This window comes from Mesorhizobium sp. WSM4308 (assembly GCF_002294905.1).
Classification (GTDB): Bacteria; Pseudomonadota; Alphaproteobacteria; order Rhizobiales; family Rhizobiaceae; genus Mesorhizobium.
On sequence record NZ_NSFW01000003.1, the window covers coordinates 291,301 to 312,379 of the forward strand.

The window sequence follows — 21,079 nt, forward strand, 5'->3', positions numbered from 1 at the left end:
AAGGCGCGCCTTTGTCGCCGGGGAGCAACAAGCTTGAACGACCAACGCGCCGACGTCGCCATCATCATGGGCAGCCAGTCCGACTGGGCGACGATGCGCCAGGCGGCCGAAACGCTGGAGGCGCTGGGCGTCCCGCACAAACGCCTGATCATCTCGGCGCATCGCACGCCCGACCGGCTCTATGAGTTCGCCAAGGGCGCCAAGGCCGCCGGCTACAAGGTGATCATCGCCGGCGCCGGCGGCGCGGCGCACCTGCCCGGCATGACGGCGGCGATGACGCCGCTGCCGGTGTTCGGCGTGCCGGTGGAATCGAAGGCGCTGTCGGGGCAGGATTCGCTGCTCTCCATCGTCCAGATGCCGGCCGGCATTCCTGTCGGGACACTGGCCATCGGCAAGGCGGGTGCGGCCAATGCGGCCCTGTTGGCAGCCGCCGTTCTGGCGCTGAACGACGACAAGCTTGCCCAGCGCCTCGATGCCTGGCGCGCCTCGCAGACCGCCAAGGTCGCCGACGAACCGACGGACACGCCGTGAGCCTGCCCGCCGAATCGACCATCGGCATCATCGGCGGCGGCCAGCTTGGCCGCATGCTGGCGATGGCCGCCGCCCGCCTCGGCTACCGCACCATCGTGCTGGAGCCGCAGCCGGATTGCCCGGCGGCCCAGGTCGCCAACCGGCAGATTAGGTCAGCCTATGACGACCCGGCCGCCCTTGCCGATTTGGCGGCGGCAAGTGCCGTCGTCACCTACGAGTTCGAGAATGTTCCCGTTGCCGCGGCAGAAGCGCTTGCCGCCAGGGTTGCGGTCTATCCGCCGGCGCGCGCACTCGACGTAGCGCAGGACCGGGTGAGCGAAAAGACATTCCTCAACGGCATCGGCATTGCCACCGCCGATTTTCGTCCGGTCGACACCGACGAGGACCTGACGGCGGCGCTGAAGACATTCGGCGGCAGCGGCATATTGAAGACGCGGCGCATGGGCTATGACGGCAAGGGCCAGCGTGTCTTCCGCAACATGGAGGCGGGCGGCTTCGCCGGCACCTGCGAGGCGATGGGCAATGTGCCGCTGATCCTGGAAAGCTTCGTGCCCTTCGATCGTGAGATCTCGGTGATTGCAGCGCGTGGCCTGGATGGCGCAGTGGCAGCCTACGACCCGGCCGAGAATGTCCACCGCAACGGCATTCTCCACACCTCGACGCTGCCAGCCGGCGTCAAACGTGAGACGGCTGAAGCGGCGCGGACGGCGGCGGCAAAAATCCTGTCGGCGCTCGATTATGTCGGCGTCATCGGCGTCGAGTTCTTCGTGCTTTCCGACGGTTCGCTTCTGGCCAATGAGATTGCGCCACGCGTCCACAATTCAGGCCACTGGACCGAGGCGGCCTGCATCGTTTCGCAGTTCGAGCAGCATATCCGCGCCGTTGCCGGCCTGCCACTCGGCAGCCCGGAGCGCCACTCCGATTGCGTGATGGAGAACCTGATCGGCGACGACGTGCTGCGCGTCCCTCAACTGCTCGCCGAGCCCGATCTGATGCTGCATCTCTATGGCAAGGCCGAGGCGCGGCCCGGCCGCAAGATGGGCCATTTCATCCGCGTCAGCCGTCGCGTTCAATAGCCGGAAGCGAACCTATTGCAGCTCGTCGCTGTCCTCGTTGGAGCTGGCGCAGCTCGCATCGCCTTCCTCGCAATTGGCCGAGGCCGCAAGCTGCTTGATGCGGTCATTGGTCAGCCTGGCCAGGCACTGCGAAACCTCCATCGCGTGGATGGAACCGCCCACGCTGGCGGCCGTGCTGTGCGCGCACTCGGCGTCGCGGAAGGTGATCCAGGCGCGTTGCGCCGCCTGCAGCAATCTTTTACCGTTGGCATCATCGGAGCTGATCAGGTCCTTATAGGCCGCATTGAGCTTGGCGTCGGCGGCCTGGTAGTCCTCGCCGGCGCAGATGTTCATCATCTGCTGGCTGTCGTCGGAGCGGTCGCATTCCTGTGCGCGCACGATCGACGTTCCCGCCAGGACGACAAGGCAGGCGGACAGCAATATTCGGCGCATGATCGTCCCCAAATCACTTGAAACACTCCGCATCATCCCAGCCGGCCTACGGCCGCGCAATGCCGCAAGGCCGACATGGCGGATATTTGATGATATGGAGGTATGGAGCATGGGTAGTGGGTCAGTTTGAAATTCCGCCCCGATCACAATAGGCGCTTTCGCCTAAGCGCCGTCTGGAAATAGGCGGAAGCGCATGCCATCTTCAAACCATGACCGAAAGGCGCCCAAAGCGCCCGCGCGATCCTAACCAGTTGGCGAAGTCGATTGTCGATATCGCCACAGATAAATTGCAAACTAAACCTGAATCAAGCAAAGCCCTCTCCCCAGAGGGAAACCTGGGGAGGATCGCGGATTAAGGGGGGTAAGGCTCGCGCTGAGGCTTTAAGTCCAGAGCAACGACGCGAGATTGCTCAACGAGCAGCCGCCGCTCGTTGGAAGAATGACCGCTGTCTTGGAGAATAACGCGGGCATTGGACATTTTGGGCCGCCATGCTAATCCAGTTAAATGCTTTTTCTGGCCTTATGCTTTGTGGCAGTCGCCGTCCCATACGGAATTGAGCGTTTTTATTTTGCGACAAGGTTTGGGTTCTTTGCCGCGATTTTCTGGCTGTTTGTGTTTCAAGCCAGCGTTTTGTTCGGCGGCGAAATCATCCTCGGCAATCACCTAGGCCAATCATTGCCCGATTGGGTCACAACGCTCGGCTTTGCGATTGGAACATTCGCCTATATGACGATTGGCTCGACGTCTTTAGCTGCCGTCGTAGTCGGGCTGGGATTCGGGACGGTGATCGCTGCGAGCTGGTTCTTGAAAAAGCTGGCGGAAAATTCAAACTGACCCACTACCGGAGCATGCTTGCGGTTGACATGGGCAAGGCTCCTCGTTTATGAGCCACCCACCGTTGAAAAGGCGCGTCTTCTGGCGCGCCTTAAAATTTCGACCCGGGACCGGGTCCACACCGACAGGCAAGACCATGAAGATCAAGAATTCGCTCAAGGCGCTGAAGGCGCGTCACCGCGACAACCAGCTGGTTCGCCGCAAGGGCCGCGTTTACATCATCAACAAGACCGCCCCGCGCTACAAGGCGCGCCAGGGCTGAGCTTTCGGCCGGAGGCTTTTCGCCTCCGCCCCTTGATGCTTGTCGGCCTGCCGACCTTCTCACGCTAAAATCACTTTGCTGTTCCGCCGCCCGGGACTAGGATCGGGCGATGCGGATTCTTTTTGCATTTTTGACAGCCCTGCTTGTTTCCGGCGTCACAAGCTTGCCGGCCAGCGCCGCGGACGATCAGCCGGCGGCGCCGGCTGCCCCGGAGGCTCCGGCTGCGCCGATGACGAAACAGGCCCGGCTCGACAAGCTGTTTTCCGACCTCAAGCGCGAACGCAACGAAAAGGCCGCCGAACGCATCGCCGGCAACATCTGGAGCGAATGGTTCCAGTCCGGCAGCGCCTCGGTCGACCTGATGATGCTGTGGTCGCAAAAGGCGATGGACAACCAGAAATTCGACGTCGCGCTCGATTTGCTTGATCAGGTTGTGACCTTGCAGCCGACCTATGCCGAAGGCTGGAACCGGCGCGCCACGGTGCATTTCATGATGAAAAACTACGGCAAGTCGATGTCCGACATCGATCACACGCTGCAACTCGAGCCGCGCCATTTCGGCGCGCTGTCGGGCCTGGCGCAGATCATGGCGCTGACCGGCCACAAGCAGTCGGCGCTCGAAGCCTGGCAGAAGGTGCTGGCCATCTATCCGATGATGCGCAGCGCCCAGGACCAGGTCGCCACGCTTTCGGAAGAGCTTGCCGGCGAAGGAATTTAGTGCAGGCAGTAGGCAGTAGGGAGAAAGATTGAGCGGCAAACACCAACCTACTGCCTACTGCCTACTGCCTACTGCCTACTCCCTACCCAAACTTGTCCCACCCCACCCCCGTATATCCCCGCATGAACCTGATCTACGCCGCGTTCGCCTTCTTCTTTGCACTCGTCTTTGTCCTGATCGGCGTTACCCGCGTCGGCTCATGGCTGATCGAACGCCGTGATCCCGCCATTGGCGAATTCGCTGATATAGGCGGCGCCCGCATCCACTATGTCCACATTCCCGCCCCCGCCAATGCGGAGTTGCCGCCGATCGTCTTCATCCATGGCGCCAGCGCCAATCTCGGGGATCAGATGCTGCCGCTCAGGCCGCTGCTGGCGGGACGCGCCGAAATGCTGTTCTTCGACCGGCCGGGTCACGGCTGGTCGGGACGCGGGCCCGGCAACAATGAGGATCCGTCGGCGCAGGCCAATACCCTCGCTGCCCTGATGGACCGCCTTGGCATCAGGAAGGCAATCATCGTCGGCCATTCCTTCGGCGGCGTGGTGACGGCGGCTTTCGGCCGCGAGCATGCCGACAGGACGCTCGGCCTCGTCTTCCTGGCGCCGGCGACCCATCCCTGGCCGGGCGGCGCGACATCCTGGTATTACGACCTAACCACCGTGTCGGTGATCGGCCGGCTCTTCTCCGAAACACTCACCTATCCGGCCGGCACGTTTCAGATGGCCGATGCAACGACCTGCGTATTCTCGCCCAACAAGGTGCCGGACGACTATCTCGGCACGGCCGCGATCCCGCTGGTGTTGCGGCCGTCGGCCTTTCGCGCCAACGCCACCGACGTCGCCGGCCTCTATCGCTATACGCTTGGCGCCGCACCGCACTACAAAGCGATCAGCGCGCCGACCGTGGTCATTTCGGGCGACCGCGACAAGGTCGTCTATGCCCATATCCACTCCGTCGGCCTGGCGCGCGATATCCCGGGCGCCGAGCTCGTCTGGGTGCACAATCTAGGCCACAAGCCGGACTGGATCGCCTCGGACCTCGTCGTCGGCGCGATCGAGAAGGTAGCCGGCAAGGATATCGATCTGGAAGCGATGGCCAGAACGGTCGAGGCACGAATTGCCGGCGATGCCTATGGTGTGGGCAAGTGCGCCGACATCAAGGAGCCCCGGGCCGAACTCGCACCGACCTGAGATGTATGTCCTCAAGCACGGCATCAAGAAAAACCCGGAAAGGCGATGGGCGCTGCCGGATCGCATCTTCTTCGGCTACGGCGCGTGCCACATTCTTGCAGGCACTTTCCTCGAGCATCCCCCGCTTGCAGGATTTCATGCCGAGCGGATCATCCCGGCCGAGGGCTTTTCGGGAAACCATATTTATGTGACGAACGGTATCATCGCATTCGATTACCACGGCTACTCCAGCCGCGAGCGCCTCCTGGAGCACCATCGCAGGGGCTGGTCCTCCCACAGGACCGGTTGGCACTGCACGATCGAGAAGGTCGATTTCGACCTGCTCGACACAACAGAATTGAACCGGCGAAAGATGCTGGGCCCGGATCAGTATCTGTATGACGCAGGTCTCCGTGCGCGTCGGTTTCTCCAGCGCATGGACCACGCGGAGGCTGCCGCAAAAGCGCTTGGGATCGCAACGGCTGGAGGCTAGATGAAGGCGGAGATCATTGTCCCGCGCCTTTGCTGTATCCCAGCCACGGCGAGCCGCACGAAACCGCGCGACACGCTTCAGTCACGAAATCAGCTGCCGCGGCCGCCCTGCGCTTCCGAGCCGACATAGGCGATGCGCAGCATGTTGGTCGAGCCGGGCGTCCTCAGCGGCACGCCAGCGGTGATGATGACGCGGTCGCCCGGCTTGCCGAACTCTTCTTCCAGCGCAATGCGGCAGGCGCGGTTGACCATGTCGTCGAGATCGGTGGCATCGGGCGAGACGACGCAGTGCGTGCCCCACAGAAGCGACAGCCGCCGCGCGGTGTTGAGGATCGGCGACAGTGCGATGATCGGCACTTGTGGCCGTTCGCGCGCGGCGCGCAGCCCGGTGGTGCCGGATGCCGTGTAAGTGATGATCGCCGACAGTTTCAGCGTCTCGGCGATCTCGCGGGCAGCCAGCGAGATGGCGTCGGCGCCGGTCGCTTCCGGCTCGGAGCGCTGGGCGTTGATGATGCCGGCATAGGTCGGGTCCGTTTCGACCTTGGTGGCGATGCGGTTCATCATCGCCACCGCTTCGACGGGATAGGCACCCGCCGCCGATTCCGCCGACAGCATGATGGCGTCGGCGCCCTCGAACACGGCGGTCGAAACGTCGGAGACTTCGGCGCGGGTCGGTACCGGTGCGGTGATCATCGATTCCAGCATCTGCGTGGCGACCACCACCGGCTTGCCGGCGCGCCGCGCGGCGCGCGTGATCTGCTTCTGGATGCCGGGAACGGCTTCCAGCGGCATCTCGACGCCGAGATCGCCGCGCGCGACCATCAGCGCGTCGGACAGTTCGATGATCTCGGCCAGCCGGGCGACGGCCTGCGGCTTTTCGATCTTGGCCATGATCAGCGCGCGGCCGCGCGCGATCTTGCGCGCTTCGGCCAGATCCTCGGGCCGCTGCACGAAGGACAGCGCGATCCAGTCGACACCCGTGGCGAGCACCGCGTCGAGGTCCTTGCGGTCCTTCTCGGTCAGCGCGCCGACCGGCAGGTCGGTATCGGGCAGGCTGACGCCCTTCTTGTCGGAAATCGTGGTGCCGGCGACGACCGTGCAGGCGATCGACTTGCCGTCGCTCTTCACCGCTTTCAGCTCGAGCTTGCCGTCGTCGATCAAAAGACGGTGACCGGGCTCGACCGAGCTCAGGATCTCCGGATGCGGCAGATAGACCCTGGTTGAGGTGCCGGGCTCGGGATTGTCGTCGAGCGTGAAGGTCTGGCCTGGCGTCAGCACTTCCTTGCCATTGGCGAACTTGCCGACGCGCAGCTTGGGCCCTTGCAGGTCGGCGAGGATGCCGATCGGCCGGCCGACCTTTTCCTCGACGGCGCGGATGCGGCCGACCAGCGTGCGCATCAGTTCGTGGTCGGTATGGCTCATATTGATGCGGAACACGTCGGCGCCCGCTTCGAACAATTTCTGCAGCATCTCCTCGGAGGAGGATGCCGGACCGATTGTGGCTAGGATCTTGACCTTGCGGCTGCGTCTCATTGACTATTGGTTCCCGGGGCGGCTGGTGCGCCTCCCGTTGCGGGTTCATCGGTCAGCTGGACCATCCAGCTTGCCTGTTCGCCCGTGTCATATTCCTGGAATCCGGCGCGCTGGAAGCCTCGGGCCACGCAGTCGTTTACACCGGCGATCTTGAACTCCTTTTCAGCCACGCACATGTTGATCGGGCCGTCCCAGCGTCCACCGCGCTCGGCGTCTTCTGCATAAAGATAGTAAAACCTTGATGACAGCGGCCCTTCGATCAACGTCTTGCAGCTCGATCCTTCAATGTGCCACCAGCCTTCCGTGATCCAGCCGGCCTTGGCACGATAGCCGATGCCGACGCCGACCAGGTTCTGCGTGGCGTTGCAGACGCGGAAATCGGCGCGCGCCGGCGAGGCCATGACCATCGCCGACAAGCCAACGGCCACGGTCAGGAGCGGCATGGCAAAGGCAGAGCGCATGCGCTGCCTGCCGGCGGAACCCATCCGAAAACCCCTCAAGAACCACATCAGCATCTCTCTGCGCCCCTTTTCGGAAAAGTCCGGGCGCATGTCAACGCGCCGTTTTGATCAATTCCAATCGATTTAGGAAGGCTCCCGGCGCGCTATCCGTCGCCCTTTGCCAGATTTCCCGATAAACCTTGGCCAAACAACGGCATTGCGCACGCGTCGTCTTCGTGGAATGACGATAGCACCCTCCCCGGAAGCCAGCGAACAGACCATTTCCCGCCAATGACCCGATCCACAGTTTTCGCGCCTTTCGACGTTGTCGAGGGCGACCGCAAGCGGGGCATCGTGCTTCTGGCCGATCATGCCCGCCGCGACCTGCCCGACGAGTATGGCAGCCTCGGTCTGCCCGCGGCGGAATTCGATCGGCACATCGCCTATGACATTGGCGTCGAAGCGGTGACGCGCGAGCTCGCCGGCCTGCTCGACGTGCCGGCGGTCATCGCCAATTTTTCGCGGCTCTTGATCGATCCCAATCGCGGCGAGGACGATCCGACGCTCATCCGCCAGCTCTATGACGGCACGGTGGTGCCGGGAAACTATCCCATCGCGCCGCAAGAGCGCGAGAGGCGGCTCGACCGCTTCTACCGGCCCTACCACGACGCCGTCGGCGCGGTGATCGCCTCGGTCGCGCTGGCTTCCGGCCGGGCGCCCTTCATCTTCTCGGTGCATTCCTTCACGCCGGTGATGCAGGGCAGGCAACGGCCCTGGCATGTCGGCATCCTATGGGATCGGGACGACCGGGTGGCGCGGCCGCTGATCGATATGCTGGCGCAGGACAAGAACCTGATCGTCGGCGACAATGAGCCCTATGACGGCGCGCTGCGTGGCGACACCATGTTCAGGCATGCCATCGTCAACGGCTATGCGCACGCGCTGATCGAAATCCGCCAGGACCTGATAGCGGACCAGAAAGGCGCGCTTGCCTGGGCCGAGCGCCTGGCGCCGATCGTTGACGCGATAGACCGCCGTCCCGATATACATGCGGTAAAGATATTCGGCTCGCGCACCGGGCCGTTATGACGGAGGTTCCGATGACCGAACTCAGCGACGAGCAGAAGCGTGATTTCGAAGCCGCCGCCTTTCGCCGGCTGGTCGAGCACCTCAGGGAACGCAGCGACGTCCAGAACATCGACCTGATGAACCTCGCCGGCTTCTGTCGCAACTGCCTGTCGAACTGGTATCGCGAGGCGGCCGATGCCGGGGGCGTCGACCTCTCCAAGGATCAGTCGCGCGAGATCGTCTACGGCATGCCCTATGCCGAATGGCAGGCTCTCAACCAGACCGAAGCATCGGACGCCAAGAAGGCTGAATTCGAGGCCAGGCGGCCGAAAGATCACTGAAGACGGCGAGCGGCCTCCGGCTAAGGTATCTGCGAAGGGAGAGGCGTTTTTCGCTAATCTCCGACGTACGGAAGTTCGCCAAGAACGATGTCGGTTCCATTTCGGCCTTTGGTCCAAACGCTTCCTCCAACCCGGCGCTTGACTGAAAATTGAATCGATCTAATTTGCCGCGCAAAGCCATTTTCTGACCGGATTCGCCTATGAACGCGTCGAACGCCATGCAGACTGCCATTCGCGGGCGATGGGCCGTAGCGGCCATTTTCCTTGCCAATGGCTTCCTGACCGGCAGCTGGGCGCCGCAGATTCCGGTGTTCCTGACCCGGCTCGACATTTCGAAATTCACGCTTGGCCTGCTGATCCTTTTGTTCGGCGCCGGCGCGGTCGCCGCCATGACCTGGTGCGGCCACCTGATCTCGAAACATGGCTCGCGCACCGTTCTGCGCTGGTTCGGTCTTTGCGGCAGCCTCGGCCTGCTGGTCGTGGCGCTGGCGCCCAACGTGCCGCTGGCGGCCATCGCCATGTTCATCTTCGGCGGCTCGATCGGCGGCATGGACGTCGCCATGAACGCCAATGCGGTGGTGGTGGAGCGAAAGATGTCCCGCGCCATCATGTCCTCCTCGCACGGCTTCTGGAGCCTCGGTGGTTTCGCCGGCGGCGGCCTCGGCGGCTTTGCCATCCAGCACTATGGCCACCTCGCCCATGCCGCGGCCGTGACCGTGCTTGCCTTCGCGGCGATCGCGATGGCGGTCGGTTATCTCGTCGCCGAGGACAGGCCACAGGCGGCCGGGCATCACAAGTTCACGCTGCCGGCAAACCCGCTGGTCTACCTGATCGGCCTGATGGCTCTGCTGACGATGATCTCGGAGGGCGCGGTGCTCGATTGGGCGGCGCTGTATCTGCGACAAGAACTCGGCGCCGACCTTGCCGTCGCCGGTCTTGCCTATGCCGCCTTTTCCGGCGTCATGGCGATCATGCGCTTCTTCGGTGATGGCGTGCGCAACCGCTTCGGCGCGGTGACGACGCTGCGCGGCTCGGCGGTCGTCGCCGCCGCGGGCATGCTGGTCGCCGGCCTGTCGCCCTCGCCCTGGCTCGCCATCGCGGCCTTTGCGCTGTGCGGCTTCGGCATCGCCAACATGGTGCCGATCATCTTTTCGGCCGGCGGCAACCAGGAAGGCATGTCATCGGGCACCGGCATGAGCGTCGTCACCACCATGGGCTATTCCGGCATTCTGGTGGCGCCGTCGGCGATCGGCTTCGTCGCCGAGCATTCCAGCTTCGGACCGATCTTCATCGCCATGTCGGTGCTGCTGATCGTCGTCCTGCTGATGGCGGGCCTCGCTCACCGCGCCGAATTCGCCCCAGCGCCCGCCGAATAGCGCTTCAACTCCTCGTGGAGAAAATCCGCCACGCGGCGGATGCGCACGCTGCTGCGCACATCGCGATGCATGGCCAGCCATACCGGCAGGCTTGGCAGCGGCAGGCCGGGCAGCACCTTCTCCACCAGCGGGTCGCGATCGGCCAGCGGCTCCTGACCGAGGCCAATGCCGTTTCCCGTCCGCACCGCCTCCCACAGGACCATCTGGTTGTCGGCCCTGAAGCGGAAACTGCTTCGGGTGACCGGGAGGCCGAATTGCGTAAAGCCCCGGATCATCTCCTCGCTGCGGTCGAAGCCGATCAAGGGATGATCGGTAAGGTCGGCCGGCCCGAGCGGGCGGCCGCGCCGGTCGAGATAGGAAATGGCCGCACAGGCGCAGAGCGGGATGTCACAGACCTTGCGCGCCACCAGTTCGTTCTGCGCCGGCTTGACCATGCGGATGGCGATGTCGGCGTCCCGGCGCAGCAGGTTCTCGACCTGGTTCGAGGCAACGATCTCGACCTCGATTCCGGGTTCCTCGATGCCGAGCCGTGCGGTCATCTCGGGCAGCACATAGGCCGCCACCACTTCGCTGGCGGCGATGCGCACCGTGCCTTCGATTGCCTCGACCGAACCCAGCGCCAGGCGTGAAAACGCGCTCGCCTGCTCGCTGACCGCCTTGCCGCGCTCGAACAGCGTAGCGCCGGCTTCCGTCAGCGCGTAGCCGCGCCGCCCGCGCCGGAACAGCGTCACGCCCAGCACCTGTTCCAGTTCACCGATGTGGCGGCCAAGCGTCGGTTGGCTTGCGGCCAGCTTTCGCGCGGCGGCCGACAGGCTGCCGGTTTCCGCCACGGTGACGAAGCTCTTGATCAGATTCCAGTCGAGATCGGACATGCAATCCATTCAAAATTGAATATTGATTCTCCAATTCTAGCGAATTTAAATTCAACCTCAAATAGACCATCTTTCTCTCATCGGAGACAGGAAAACAGGAGAAGACAGATGCGGACAATTGTTGTTCTGGGTGCGGCAGGCAGGGTCGGCGAGGCCGCGGCGCGAGAATTCGTCGCCGCCGGATGGCGTGTGAAGGGGCTGGCACGCAACGCCAAGGCGGCATCGCTGGCGCCGGGCGTGGAGGTCGTCCAGGGTGACGCCACCGACCGCGCGGCCCTGATTGAAGCCTGCAAGGGCGCCGACGTGATTCTCAACGCGTTGAACCCGCTTTACACGGAATGGGCCGAGAAGGTCTTGCCGATGGCTGAGAACGTCATCGCGGCGGCCGAGGCAAGCGGGGCCACCCACATGCTGCCCGGAAACGTCTACAATTTCGGCTACGGCCTCGGTGTTGGCACGGCGGAAACCGCGCCTGAAGTCCCATCAACGGAGAAGGCCGAGATCCGTATCGGGATGGAGGATCTGTTCCGCAGGAAGGCGCAGGAGCGCGGCGTCCAGACCATCGTGCTCAGAGCCGGCGACTTCTATGGCGGCGCGCGGCCGGAAAGCTGGCTCGACCTGATCATCCTGTCGAAAATGCGCAAGAACGTCTTTACGTGGGGTGGGCCGATGGATATCCCGCACGCCTTTGCCTATCTGCCGGATCTCGGGAAGGCCTTCGTCGCACTGGCCGAAAAGCGCGAGAGCCTCGGCCCTTTCGAGCGTTTCCATTTCGCCGGCCATACGCTGACCGGCCACCAGATGAAAGCGGCAGCGGAAGCTGCCAGCGGCCGCAAACTGGCGTCGAAACGCGTGCCATGGATCGCGCTGCGTGCTGCCGCCCTGTTCAGCCCGTTGATGCGGGAAGTCGTCAAGATGTCCTATCTCTGGCGCACGCCGCACTCACTCAACGGCGACAGGCTGGAGCGGACCGTCGGCAAGCTGCCTGCCACCGATCCCGTCGACGCCATCCGCCAGGCGATCGCCGATTTGAACCTGGATGACAGCCATCCGACCGCGGTGGCTTGAACCAACCCCTGCACCGGAAACTCACTGCGCCAGACAAGGGATGGGCCCCGCCGCGCATCGCTGGAGCAGGCATCACGTCAGCGGACCTAAACGCATGGAGACGACAAAATGACCAAGATCGCAATCCTCGGCGCCAATGGCCGGCTCGGCCGCGTGGTTGCCAAGGCCTTCATCGACGCCGGCTTCGACGTCCGCGCCATTACCCGCAGCGGCAAGGTGCCGGCAGAACTCGAAGGCGCCACGGCGGTTGCCGGCGATGCGCTGGACCGTCAATCGCTGATCCGCGCCACCGAAGGCGTCGATATCATCTTCAACGGCCTCAACCCGATCTACACCGATTGGGGCAAATGCCTGCCGATGGCCGAGAACGTCATGGCCGCCTGCCATGCCAACAACGCGCTGCATCTGTTCCCCGGCACCGTCTACAATTACGGCTCGCCCATGCCGGCGGTGATCACGGAAGACACGCCGTTCCATCCGACGACCGAGAAGGGCCGCATCCGCTGCGCCATGGAGGAGCTGTTCCGCCGCGAAGCCGACGCCGGCCATGTCCGCACCATTGTCTTGCGGGCCGGCGACTTCTTCGGCGGCACCGGCAGCGGCTCCTGGTTCGACCTGGTCGTCGCCGCCAAGATCAGCAAGGGCGTCTACACCGCGCCCGGTCCGGCCGACCTCGTGCATGAATGGGCGTATCTGCCGGACTTCGCCGCGGGCTTCGTCGCACTGGCCAAGAATCTCGACAAGCTCGGCTCCTATGAGGCGCTGAACTTTCCAGGCCATGCGGTCACCGATGTTGAGATCAAGGCCGCTGCGGAGAAGGCGCTTGGCCGACCGCTCAAGATGACCTCGATGCCCTGGTGGGTGCTGCGCGCCGGCGGCCCGTTCGTGGCGATGTGGCGCGAGATCGTCTCGATGTCCTATCTGCGCTTCGAGCCGCACCGTCTGGCCTCGACGCGGCTGGAGGGGATCATCGGCGAAATCCCGCACACGCCGCTTGACCAGGCCGTCGCCCAATCCCTCGAGGACATCGGCATCGCCCCCGTGAAGGCCACGAAAGCTGCGTGAATTGAGCCGGCGGGCCTCTTCACACCGAAAGCCTGCTCACGGATAGCAAAGGCGGCTCAGAGCCGCCCCATCAGCAGCAGCAGCAGAACCACCACCAGCACCACACCGACGATGCCAGAGGGTCCGTAACCCCAGGAGCGTGAATGCGGCCATGCCGGCACTGCGCCGATCAGGACAAGGATCAGGACGACGATGACAAGGGTGCTGATCGGCATGGGAAATTCCCCGCATTGAGTTCACTCGAGGACGATGTCTTCGCATCCCCCACAGGGGAACAATGCAAAAGGCCGCCCGGTTGTTCCGGGCGGCCTTTGCCGTTCAGATTGGGAAGCCTGCCTACTCTGCGGCTTTTGGAAAGGCGGTCGGGGGTTCCGCGCCGTCGTCCACCGTCGGCGCGTCTGACGATACCTCGCCCTTGCCCCGCCGGAACAGCCGGCTGATCAAGCCGCGCCGTGCACCAGGCTTGACCTTGGCGCGGGTGAACACCATCAGCATCGACGGCGTCACCACCAGTGTCAGCACCGTCGCGAAGGACAGGCCGAAGACGATCGCCGAGGACAGCGAAATCCACCATTGCGTCGACGGCGCGTTGATCGTCGTCTCGTGATGGAAGATCTCCAGCCCAAGGCCGAAGGCGATCGGCAGCACGCCGAGGATGGCCGACACCGCCGTCAGCACCACCGGGCGCGCGCGCTCGCGGCAGGTCTGCAACACGGCATCCATCTTGTCCCAGCCTTCTTCACGCAGCCGGTCATAGGTGTCGATCAGCACGATGTTGTTGTTCACCACCACGCCGGCCAGCGCGATGACGCCGATGCCCGACATGACGATGCCGAACGTCTCGCCGGTGATCAGCAGCCCGAGGAACACGCCGATCGTCGCCATGACCACGCAGGACAGCACCAGCCAGACGCTGGTGAACTTGTTGAACTGCGCCAAAAGCACCAGGAAGATCAGGAAGATCGCCGCACCGAAGGCCTTGCTGAGGAAGGCGCTGGCTTCGGCGCTGTCCTCGTTCGAGCCGGCCAGCTTCCAGCGGATGCCGCTGCCGAGATTCATGTCGGCGACGGCCTGGGTAACCTCCTGCTGCACGGCGGCGACCTGCTTGCCGGCGGCGACGTTGGCCTGCACCACAACGGTGCGGGCGCCGTCGATGCGGTTGAGGATGCCGACGCTTGGCTTGGCCTTGCGGACGACGAAGTTCGAAATCGGCACCGACCCCTGCGAGGTCTGCACCCTGAGCTCGTCGAGCGTCGACAGCGTGCGCCGGTCCTCCGGCAAGCGCAGCCGGATGTCGACAGCCTTGTCGGCGCCGGCAGGCCGGTATTCCGAGAGCTTCAGGCCGTTGGTGACGAGTTGCACCACCGTGCCGACCGAGGTCGGGCTGATGCCATACTGCGCAGCCTTGGCGCGGTCGACCTCGAGTGCCCAGTCGACGCCGGGCGGCGGCAGGCCGTCGGAAACGTCGATGACGCCGGGCACCTTGGCGATGCGCGCTGCGACCGAACGCGCCTTCTCGTCCAACCCCTTTGGGTCGATGGCAGAAAGCCTGATCTGGATCGGCTTGCCGGTCGGCGGGCCGGCTTCCGGCACGCGGACCTCGACGTCGACGCCGGGAATACCGGCCATGACGCCGCGCAAATCGTTCAGGATCTGGTTCGCCGATTTGCGTTCGCGCCAGTCGATGAATTCGTACTGAATGACGCCGACGACATCCTCGGGCACGTCCTGGCCGCCGCCTTCGGACTTGCCGACGCGGGTATAGACCGACTTCAGGCCCGGCCAGCCGAGCAGCCGGTTTTCGGCGATCTTGGTCGCCGTGTCCATTTCGGCCAGAGAAAGGTTGCCGCGGGCATGCACATAAAGCAGGCCGTAGTCGGGCTCGACGCTCGGGAAGAACTCGACGCCGGCGCCGTACTTCGAATAGCCAACGAAGATGCCGGCCAGCAAGACCACTGTAAGCACCAGCACTGTGATGGGGAAGCGCACCGCCTGCTTGACGACCGCCATGTACCAGCCGTCGCGATTGTCGTCGGCGTGATGCTCCGGCGCCTTGGCGAAGATCGCGCCAAGCGTCGGCGCGAAGACCAGCGCATACAGCATCGAGGCCGACAGCGTGACGATCAGCGTGATCGGCATGTACTTCATGAAGTCGCCGATGATGCCCGGCCAGAACAGCAGCGGCGAGAAGGCGGCGATGCGCGTCATCGTCGCCGCGATGACCGGACCGGCCATGCGCTTGGCGGCAAGCGCGAAGGCTTCCTGCTTCGGCATGCCTTCGCTCATCCGCCGTTCGGCGAATTCGGTGACGATGATGGCGTCGTCGACCAGCATGCCGACCGCCAGGATAAGGCTGAACAGCACGATCATGTTGATCGTGTAGCCCATCATCGCCAGGAGCAGGATGCCGATCAGGAAGGACGACGGAATGGCGAGGCCAATCAGCAGCGACGCACGGCCGGACAGCGCGTAGAGGATGACGATGAACACCAGGATGACGGCGATCATCACGTGGTTCTGCAGGTCACCCAGCAGCTGGTTGACGAAGACCGACTTGTCCTGCGTGTAGGTGACGTGCATCCCCTCGGGCATGGTCTTGACGAAGGCATCGGACACCGCCCTCACCTTGGTGAGCGTGTCGATCAGATTGGCGCCGATGCGCTTCTTGACCTCGATGGCGATGGCCGGCTTGCCGTTGAGGCGCGTGATCGTCGTGGCATCGGCGAAGGTCGAGCGGATTGTCGCGATATCCTTGGCCTGCACCACGGCATTGGGGCCGGCGACCACCGGCAGCGCCGCCACATCCTCCGGCGTCTCGATCAGCGACGGCACCTTGACGGCGTATTTGCCTTGCGAGCCTTCGATATTGCCGGCGGCGACCAGGCTGTTGGAAGCGCCGACGGCGCCGATCAGCTGGTCGAGCTGCAGCCCGTAGGATGACAGTTTCATCGGATCGATGACGACCTCGACGAGATCGTCGCGGGAGCCCTGCAGCGAGCCTTCCAGAACGCCGGGCACTTCCTCGATGCGGTCACGCAGTTCGCGCGCCGCGGCGGCCAGCACGCGTTCGGGCAATTCGCCCGACAGTGTGACGACAAGCACCGGGAATTCGGAAATGTTGACCTCGGTGACGACAGGTTCCTCGGCCGCTTGCGGCAGATCGGCCTTGCCGTCCTGCACCTTGGAGCGTGTATCCTGCAGCGCCGTCGCGAGATTGGTCTGCGGCTGGAACTCGACCAGCACATAGCCGCCGCCCTGGAAGGCGGCAGAGCGCATTTCCTTGAGGCCCTTCAGGCTTTTCAGCTTGCTTTCCATCGGCCGCAGCAGAAGGCGCTCGGAATCCTCCGGCGAGATGCCTTGATAGATCAGGCTGACATACATCATCGGAATCGGAACGTCGGGTTCCGCTTCCTTCGGCGTCGACTGATAGGCGACCCAGCCTGCAATCAGCAGGAAGACCAGGACCGAGATGGTCAGGCGGGCATTGTTGATTGCGAGTCTGACGATATCCATGACTTATGCCTGTTGCTTTCGGGAGTGGCGAACGACCGACGTCGCCGGGCACGGCCCAGCGCCGGCGTCGCTGCGCTACTGCGTCCCGGCGGTGGCTTCGCCGATCAGCTTGTTGATGGTCGCCTGGTCGGCCTCGACCGGCTTGACCTCATCGCCTTCCTTCACCAGTTCCTGGCCGGCGACGATGATGCGCGCATCGGCCGGGATGCCGCCAAGCACGAGGCCGGTCGGGGTGTCGTCGACCAGGTCGATCGGGAAGAACGCAACCTTGTTGTCCTTGTCGACGGCGCGGATGCCCAGATCGCCCTTGTCGCCGAGCGTCACCACCGAGCGCGGCAGCAGGACCGCGTCGGTCGGCAGCGCGCTGAGCTGGATTTCCGCCGTCATGCCGGCCGGCACCGAGCCATCGGCATTGGGGATGGCGACCTCGACGCGGAAGGTGCGGGTCGCCGACGACGCGTCGCGGCTGATGTAGCGCACGGTGCCTTCGACGGTCTGGCCGCTGACCAGCCGGACGCTGGCCTTGTCGCCGATCTTGAGATAGCCGAGGTCGCGCTCGCTGATCTCGCCGCGGGCGATCACCGGATCGAGCTTGAGGATGGTCGCCACCTCGCCGCCCTGCATGACCGAGCTGCCAAGCTCGACAGGCACCCGGTCGATGACGCCATCGAACGGTGCCTTGACCTCGTTGCGGTCGAGCTCGGCCTGCGCTGTATCCAGCTGGGATTGCGCCTGGGTCAGGTTGGAGCGCGCGGTGTCGAGCTGCAGCTTGGGCAGGTTGCCGGTCCTGGCGAGCCGTTCGGCGGCATCGAGCTCGGCCTTGCGCTGCACCAGCAACTGCCTGGCATTGTCGACGCTCGAGATTTTTTCTTCCGCCGCCAGCATCAGCACCAGGTCGCCTGTCTTGACATGATCGCCTTGCTTGACCGGCAGCTTGTCGATGACGCCGGCGACGCGGGTTGCCAGAACCGCGCGCTTGTCGGCCTCGGTCAGGCCGGAAATGCGGATGGCGCGCGCGTAGGTCTTTCGTGGTGGCGTCACGACGGCAACGGTGCGCAGCGGCGCCTTCGGTTCGGCTTCCGCGGTCTTCGGCTTGCCAGCGTCCGGCGCCTTGCCCTGTTCGACTTCGGCCGCCTTGGCCTTGTTGGCCGCTACGCTGCCGACCGATGAGAATTCGCCTGTCGCCATCCACGCCGCGAAACCGATGAGCACAACAATGGCTGCAAGCTTGTGAAACCTGATTCTAGGCATCGTCATTTTTCCACTGCGGGTTCAGCCAGCACCGCGCCTTGATGACGCGGGCGCGTCGCCGATATGGGTGCGCGCCTGACCGTGTTCAAATTGCCGTGATAGGCGAGCGCGCTTCTACATCAAAGTTGCACTGCAATATAGCCTTAAAGTTGCAAGACCATTACGGCATCGGGCAAGGTGAACCCGCCGCCATCCAGTTTTCGATTGCTTGATAGGTCGCTTCGGCCGAGCCCGGAGCCGGCTCTCGATCCGAGCCCGGCGCCCAGCCCCAGGCGACAAGTTTATCGTCGCGGACATGCAGCGCGATATCGGCCAATTTGCGGTCGCCATTGCGCGCCGGATCCTTGATCTGGGCGCAGATTTCGGCCGAGGATTTTCCGAACCAGGCCATCTCGGTCGGCGCCAAATGCCAGCCCTCGGCGCCGGGTGGTCCGTGCAATGCCTTGGAATTACTGGAGAAATGGCAGGTTGTGCAGCGCAGGCCCGGATTGCCGAAGCCCGATCCGTCGGTTCCGCGCTGGACGTTGAAGGCGTGCACAAATGTGGTGCCATAATGCGCACCCGACCAGCGCGGCCGGTCGTCCGCGACATGACAATCGGCGCAGCGCGGATGTGAGAACACCGCATAGATCTTGTCCCATTCGGACAGACCCTTGGCCATGCCGACCGTCGGGCTCGGTGATGTCTGGCTCTCCTGCGCGGTTGCGGAAGGCGCCGCCGAAAACAAGATGGCAGCAGGCGTCAGCATGATGAGAAGCTTCTTCATGCGAAGGCCACCCTTGTCGACAGCGGCAGGGTGCGGATGCGCTTGCCGGTAAGCGCGAAGATGGCATTGGCCAGCGCCGGTGCCGCCGGCGGTGTGCCAACCTCGCCGACGCCGCCCATCTTGTGGAAGTTTTCCAGGATGGCGACTTCGAAGACCGGGCACTGGAAGATCCGCATGGCGTCGAAATCGTGGAAGTTCGACTGTTCGACCATGCCGTCGGCGAAGGTGATCTGCTGTCCCATTGCCGCCGACAGGCCGTAGATGGCGGCGGAAATCAGCTGTGCCTCGACGATGCCCGGATCGAGGGCGGTGCCGACATCGGCGGCGATCCATACCTTCTCGATGCGGATGCCGGCCGGCGTGTCCGCCACCTGGACGATCTCGCCGACCCAGCTTCCGAAAGACAGCGTGAAGGCCACGCCCTTGGCCTTGCCGGCGGGCAGCGGCTCGCCCCATTTCGCCATCGCCGCGACCTTCTCCACCACCTTCACCGCCGCGGGATAGGCGGCCATCAGCTTCTTGCGCATCTCGACCGGGTCGATTTTGGCGGCGGTGGCGATCTCGTCCATGAAGCCTTCATGGAAGAAGCCATTGATGGAACTGCCGACCGAGCGCCAGAAGCCGACCGGAATCGAGACGGGCGCCGCGATGCCGCTCACCCGGTAGTTCGCAATGGTGTAGGGCTGGTCATAGGCACCATCGACAATGGACTTGTCGGGACCGACCGGCGATATCGAGGGAAACAGCCTGCGCAAGGTGCTGGCGATCACCGATGGCGAGGCGATTCTCATGTCGACGGCGACCGGCATGCCGTCGTCGCCAAGCCGTGCCTGGAACTTGCCGACCGCAGCAGGCCGGTAGGCGTCGTGACGCATGTCCTCTTCGCGCGTCCAGGTCACCTTGATTGGGCGCCCGCCCGTCTCCTTCGCCATCAACGCTGCGCAAAGCGAGAAGTCCATCTCGGTACGGCGGCCAAAGCCGCCGCCCATGAAGGTGGTGTGGACAGTGACCTTGTCCTGCTCGATACCGACCGCATTGGCGCAGAGCTGGCGCACCAGCGTCGGCGCCTGGTTGCCGCACCAGATGTCGAGGGCGCCATCCTTGAAGCGCGCCGTGGCATTCATCGGCTCCATGGTCGCATGCGCCAAATAGGGCACCGCATAGTCCGCCTCGACTATCTTTTCGCGCGGCGCGTCGGCGAAGGCGGTATCGACATCGCCATTGTCGCGCATCGCCGAGCCCTTGGTGCCGAGCGCCTGCTTCAGCACGTCCAAAATGGCGGCGCTGCTAAGCGGATATTCGGGATCCGCCCACTGGGCGTCGATGGCGTCGGCCGCCTTGAAGGCCGCCCAGGTATTTTGCGCGACGATGCCGAAGCCGTGGCCGTAATTCGTCTCGAGCGGCACGATCTTGATCACGCCCGGCATTTTCTCGGCTTTGGCGAGATCCACCTTGACTGGCTTGGCCCAGAAGCGCGGGCTCATCTTGACCGTGCCGTAGAGCATGTCCGGCATCCTGACATCGATGCCGAAGATCGGCGCCCCGGTGACCTTGGCCAGCATGTCGATGCGCTTCTGCGGCTTTCCCAGCAGTTTCCAGTCGGCTCTGTCCTTGAGCTTGACTTCCGTCGGCGGCGCGATTGCTGCGGCAGCCGCCGCAACCGCGCCATAAGTCAGCGACTTGCCCGATGCCTTGTGCAGGATCGAACCATTGGCCGTTTCCAGATCGGCGGCGGCAACGCCGAGTTTCTGCGCAGCCGCCGCGATCAGCAGATGCCGGGCTGCGGCGCCCGCCTGGCGCATCTTGTCGAAACCGTCGCGCGTCGAAGCCGAGCCGCCGGTGACCTGGAGAGCAAGGAGTTTGCCGACCACACCGAGACCTGAGCGCACCGCCTGCGCGGTCATGCTCTCGTCGAAGAAGGCGAACGGACCACCCTCTTCGAGGATCGCCGCGTTGTAATAGGCGTAGGAGGCCGGGCCGTGCTCGACCTTGATCTGGTCGAGACCTACATCGAGTTCTTCGGCGACCATGATGGCGAGCGTCGTCGAAATGCCTTGCCCCATCTCGGCGCGCGGCGCGACGATGGTGATGGTGTTGTCGGCGGCGATCTTCACATAGGGGTTGAAGGTCGCCTCGCCCTTGCCGAGGTCGGTCTCGAGCGGATTCGCAAACGGTTTGCGATAATAATAGTAGCCGACGGCAACGCCGCCCGCGACAGCGGCCGCGCCGATCAGAAACGTGCGGCGGGCGATCTTCCCGACACTGGCCATG

At 64.0% G+C, this 21,079-nt stretch carries 21 protein-coding genes; 12 read left to right on the forward strand and 9 right to left on the reverse strand.

Annotation, left to right across the window (positions count from 1 at the left end; all coding sequences use genetic code 11):
* Positions 1 to 33: 33 nt before the first annotated feature.
* A complete protein-coding gene (gene purE, locus CK227_RS07245) occupies positions 34 to 531 on the forward strand; it encodes a 5-(carboxyamino)imidazole ribonucleotide mutase (protein WP_010911966.1) in 498 nt (165 codons plus the stop codon).
* Entirely contained in the window at positions 528 to 1,607 is a 1,080-nt protein-coding gene (locus CK227_RS07250; protein WP_095772102.1) for a 5-(carboxyamino)imidazole ribonucleotide synthase, read from the forward strand. The genes purE and CK227_RS07250 overlap by 4 nt, the downstream gene beginning before the upstream one ends.
* A 12-nt stretch (positions 1,608 to 1,619) precedes the next feature.
* Here CK227_RS07250 and CK227_RS07255 read toward each other — a convergent pair whose 3' ends face one another.
* Positions 1,620 to 2,039 (reverse strand): lysozyme inhibitor LprI family protein, encoded by a 420-nt coding sequence (locus tag CK227_RS07255; protein WP_095772101.1) that lies wholly within the window; start codon positions 2,037 to 2,039, stop codon positions 1,620 to 1,622.
* A 505-nt stretch (positions 2,040 to 2,544) separates the two neighbouring features.
* On the opposite strand from CK227_RS07255, the gene CK227_RS07265 reads away from it, so the two are divergent.
* The 5 genes from CK227_RS07265 to CK227_RS07285 all read left to right on the forward strand — a co-directional run bounded on the left by CK227_RS07265 (position 2,545) and on the right by CK227_RS07285 (position 5,516).
* A complete protein-coding gene (locus CK227_RS07265; protein WP_095772100.1) occupies positions 2,545 to 2,874 on the forward strand; it encodes a hypothetical protein in 330 nt (109 codons plus the stop codon).
* Positions 2,875 to 3,010: 136 nt separating this feature from the next.
* The gene (ykgO, locus tag CK227_RS07270) at positions 3,011 to 3,136 is read left to right on the forward strand and encodes a type B 50S ribosomal protein L36 (protein WP_006327841.1); all 126 of its coding nucleotides are present in this window, start codon (positions 3,011 to 3,013) and stop codon (positions 3,134 to 3,136) included.
* Positions 3,137 to 3,245: 109 nt separating this feature from the next.
* Positions 3,246 to 3,854 (forward strand): hypothetical protein, encoded by a 609-nt coding sequence (locus tag CK227_RS07275; protein ID WP_095772099.1) that lies wholly within the window; start codon positions 3,246 to 3,248, stop codon positions 3,852 to 3,854.
* A gap of 122 nt (positions 3,855 to 3,976) precedes the next feature.
* Positions 3,977 to 5,044: an alpha/beta hydrolase gene (locus CK227_RS07280; RefSeq protein WP_095772098.1), complete on the forward strand. Its 1,068-nt coding sequence runs from the start codon at positions 3,977 to 3,979 to the stop codon at positions 5,042 to 5,044.
* Between the two features lies 1 nt (position 5,045).
* Entirely contained in the window at positions 5,046 to 5,516 is a 471-nt protein-coding gene (locus CK227_RS07285; protein ID WP_095772097.1) for a hypothetical protein, read from the forward strand.
* Positions 5,517 to 5,605: 89 nt separating this feature from the next.
* Here the strand turns inward: CK227_RS07285 and pyk are convergent, their stop codons facing one another.
* Positions 5,606 to 7,048, reverse strand: coding sequence for a pyruvate kinase (gene pyk / locus CK227_RS07290; protein WP_095772096.1), 1,443 nt, complete (start codon positions 7,046 to 7,048; stop codon positions 5,606 to 5,608).
* Positions 7,045 to 7,509 carry a DUF1036 domain-containing protein gene (locus CK227_RS07295; RefSeq protein WP_179296400.1) on the reverse strand — a complete coding sequence of 155 codons (465 nt, stop codon included), beginning with the start codon at positions 7,507 to 7,509 and terminating at the stop codon, positions 7,045 to 7,047. The genes pyk and CK227_RS07295 overlap by 4 nt, the downstream gene beginning before the upstream one ends.
* 270 nt (positions 7,510 to 7,779) lie before the next feature.
* On the opposite strand from CK227_RS07295, the gene CK227_RS07300 reads away from it, so the two are divergent.
* From CK227_RS07300 to CK227_RS07310, 3 genes are all read left to right on the forward strand, one after another.
* Positions 7,780 to 8,577, forward strand: a complete 798-nt coding sequence (locus tag CK227_RS07300; RefSeq protein ID WP_095772095.1) for an N-formylglutamate amidohydrolase — start codon at positions 7,780 to 7,782, stop codon at positions 8,575 to 8,577.
* A gap of 11 nt (positions 8,578 to 8,588) precedes the next feature.
* Positions 8,589 to 8,897 carry a DUF1244 domain-containing protein gene (locus CK227_RS07305; protein ID WP_095772340.1) on the forward strand — a complete coding sequence of 103 codons (309 nt, stop codon included), beginning with the start codon at positions 8,589 to 8,591 and terminating at the stop codon, positions 8,895 to 8,897.
* Positions 8,898 to 9,097: 200 nt separating this feature from the next.
* A complete protein-coding gene (locus tag CK227_RS07310; RefSeq protein WP_095772094.1) occupies positions 9,098 to 10,273 on the forward strand; it encodes an MFS transporter in 1,176 nt (391 codons plus the stop codon).
* Here CK227_RS07310 and CK227_RS07315 read toward each other — a convergent pair.
* Positions 10,237 to 11,145, reverse strand: coding sequence for a LysR family transcriptional regulator (locus CK227_RS07315; protein WP_095772339.1), 909 nt, complete (start codon positions 11,143 to 11,145; stop codon positions 10,237 to 10,239). The two genes, CK227_RS07310 and CK227_RS07315, sit on opposite strands and share 37 nt — an antisense overlap.
* Positions 11,146 to 11,253: 108 nt before the next feature.
* Here CK227_RS07315 and CK227_RS07320 point away from each other — a divergent pair, with 108 nt between their 5' ends.
* Positions 11,254 to 12,213, forward strand: coding sequence for an NmrA family NAD(P)-binding protein (locus CK227_RS07320; protein ID WP_095772093.1), 960 nt, complete (start codon positions 11,254 to 11,256; stop codon positions 12,211 to 12,213).
* Between the two features lie 108 nt (positions 12,214 to 12,321).
* Positions 12,322 to 13,278 carry an SDR family oxidoreductase gene (locus tag CK227_RS07325; RefSeq protein ID WP_095772092.1) on the forward strand — a complete coding sequence of 319 codons (957 nt, stop codon included), beginning with the start codon at positions 12,322 to 12,324 and terminating at the stop codon, positions 13,276 to 13,278.
* Between the two features lie 56 nt (positions 13,279 to 13,334).
* Here the strand turns inward: CK227_RS07325 and CK227_RS07330 are convergent, their stop codons facing one another.
* From CK227_RS07330 to CK227_RS07350, 5 genes are all read right to left on the reverse strand, one after another.
* Complete coding sequence (locus tag CK227_RS07330; protein WP_095772091.1) at positions 13,335 to 13,493, reverse strand: DUF3309 family protein; 159 nt, start codon at positions 13,491 to 13,493, stop codon at positions 13,335 to 13,337.
* A gap of 121 nt (positions 13,494 to 13,614) precedes the next feature.
* Positions 13,615 to 16,791, reverse strand: a complete 3,177-nt coding sequence (locus tag CK227_RS07335) for an efflux RND transporter permease subunit (protein ID WP_095772090.1) — start codon at positions 16,789 to 16,791, stop codon at positions 13,615 to 13,617.
* Positions 16,792 to 16,866: 75 nt separating this feature from the next.
* Positions 16,867 to 18,042, reverse strand: a complete 1,176-nt coding sequence (locus CK227_RS07340) for an efflux RND transporter periplasmic adaptor subunit (protein ID WP_095772338.1) — start codon at positions 18,040 to 18,042, stop codon at positions 16,867 to 16,869.
* 160 nt (positions 18,043 to 18,202) lie between these two features.
* A complete protein-coding gene (locus tag CK227_RS07345) occupies positions 18,203 to 18,808 on the reverse strand; it encodes a hypothetical protein (protein ID WP_095772089.1) in 606 nt (201 codons plus the stop codon).
* A complete protein-coding gene (locus CK227_RS07350; protein ID WP_095772088.1) occupies positions 18,805 to 21,078 on the reverse strand; it encodes a xanthine dehydrogenase family protein molybdopterin-binding subunit in 2,274 nt (757 codons plus the stop codon). Before CK227_RS07350 ends, CK227_RS07345 begins: the two co-directional genes overlap by 4 nt.
* Position 21,079 lies beyond the last annotated feature (1 nt).

Coding starts and splice junctions, on each gene's coding strand:
- CK227_RS07345 (WP_095772089.1), bottom strand. CDS start 18,808: ATGAAGAAGCTTCTCATCATGCTGACGCCTGCTGCCATCTTGTTTTCG.
- CK227_RS07330 (WP_095772091.1), bottom strand. CDS start 13,493: ATGCCGATCAGCACCCTTGTCATCGTCGTCCTGATCCTTGTCCTGATC.
- CK227_RS07255 (WP_095772101.1), bottom strand. CDS start 2,039: ATGCGCCGAATATTGCTGTCCGCCTGCCTTGTCGTCCTGGCGGGAACG.
- CK227_RS07265 (WP_095772100.1), top strand. CDS start 2,545: ATGCTTTTTCTGGCCTTATGCTTTGTGGCAGTCGCCGTCCCATACGGA.
- CK227_RS07275 (WP_095772099.1), top strand. CDS start 3,246: ATGCGGATTCTTTTTGCATTTTTGACAGCCCTGCTTGTTTCCGGCGTC.
- ykgO (WP_006327841.1), top strand. CDS start 3,011: ATGAAGATCAAGAATTCGCTCAAGGCGCTGAAGGCGCGTCACCGCGAC.
- CK227_RS07300 (WP_095772095.1), top strand. CDS start 7,780: ATGACCCGATCCACAGTTTTCGCGCCTTTCGACGTTGTCGAGGGCGAC.
- CK227_RS07340 (WP_095772338.1), bottom strand. CDS start 18,042: ATGCCTAGAATCAGGTTTCACAAGCTTGCAGCCATTGTTGTGCTCATC.
- CK227_RS07310 (WP_095772094.1), top strand. CDS start 9,098: ATGAACGCGTCGAACGCCATGCAGACTGCCATTCGCGGGCGATGGGCC.
- CK227_RS07325 (WP_095772092.1), top strand. CDS start 12,322: ATGACCAAGATCGCAATCCTCGGCGCCAATGGCCGGCTCGGCCGCGTG.
- CK227_RS07320 (WP_095772093.1), top strand. CDS start 11,254: ATGCGGACAATTGTTGTTCTGGGTGCGGCAGGCAGGGTCGGCGAGGCC.
- CK227_RS07305 (WP_095772340.1), top strand. CDS start 8,589: ATGACCGAACTCAGCGACGAGCAGAAGCGTGATTTCGAAGCCGCCGCC.
- CK227_RS07350 (WP_095772088.1), bottom strand. CDS start 21,078: ATGGCCAGTGTCGGGAAGATCGCCCGCCGCACGTTTCTGATCGGCGCG.
- CK227_RS07315 (WP_095772339.1), bottom strand. CDS start 11,145: ATGTCCGATCTCGACTGGAATCTGATCAAGAGCTTCGTCACCGTGGCG.
- CK227_RS07335 (WP_095772090.1), bottom strand. CDS start 16,791: ATGGATATCGTCAGACTCGCAATCAACAATGCCCGCCTGACCATCTCG.
- pyk (WP_095772096.1), bottom strand. CDS start 7,048: ATGAGACGCAGCCGCAAGGTCAAGATCCTAGCCACAATCGGTCCGGCA.
- CK227_RS07285 (WP_095772097.1), top strand. CDS start 5,046: ATGTATGTCCTCAAGCACGGCATCAAGAAAAACCCGGAAAGGCGATGG.
- CK227_RS07295 (WP_179296400.1), bottom strand. CDS start 7,509: ATGCGCTCTGCCTTTGCCATGCCGCTCCTGACCGTGGCCGTTGGCTTG.
- CK227_RS07280 (WP_095772098.1), top strand. CDS start 3,977: ATGAACCTGATCTACGCCGCGTTCGCCTTCTTCTTTGCACTCGTCTTT.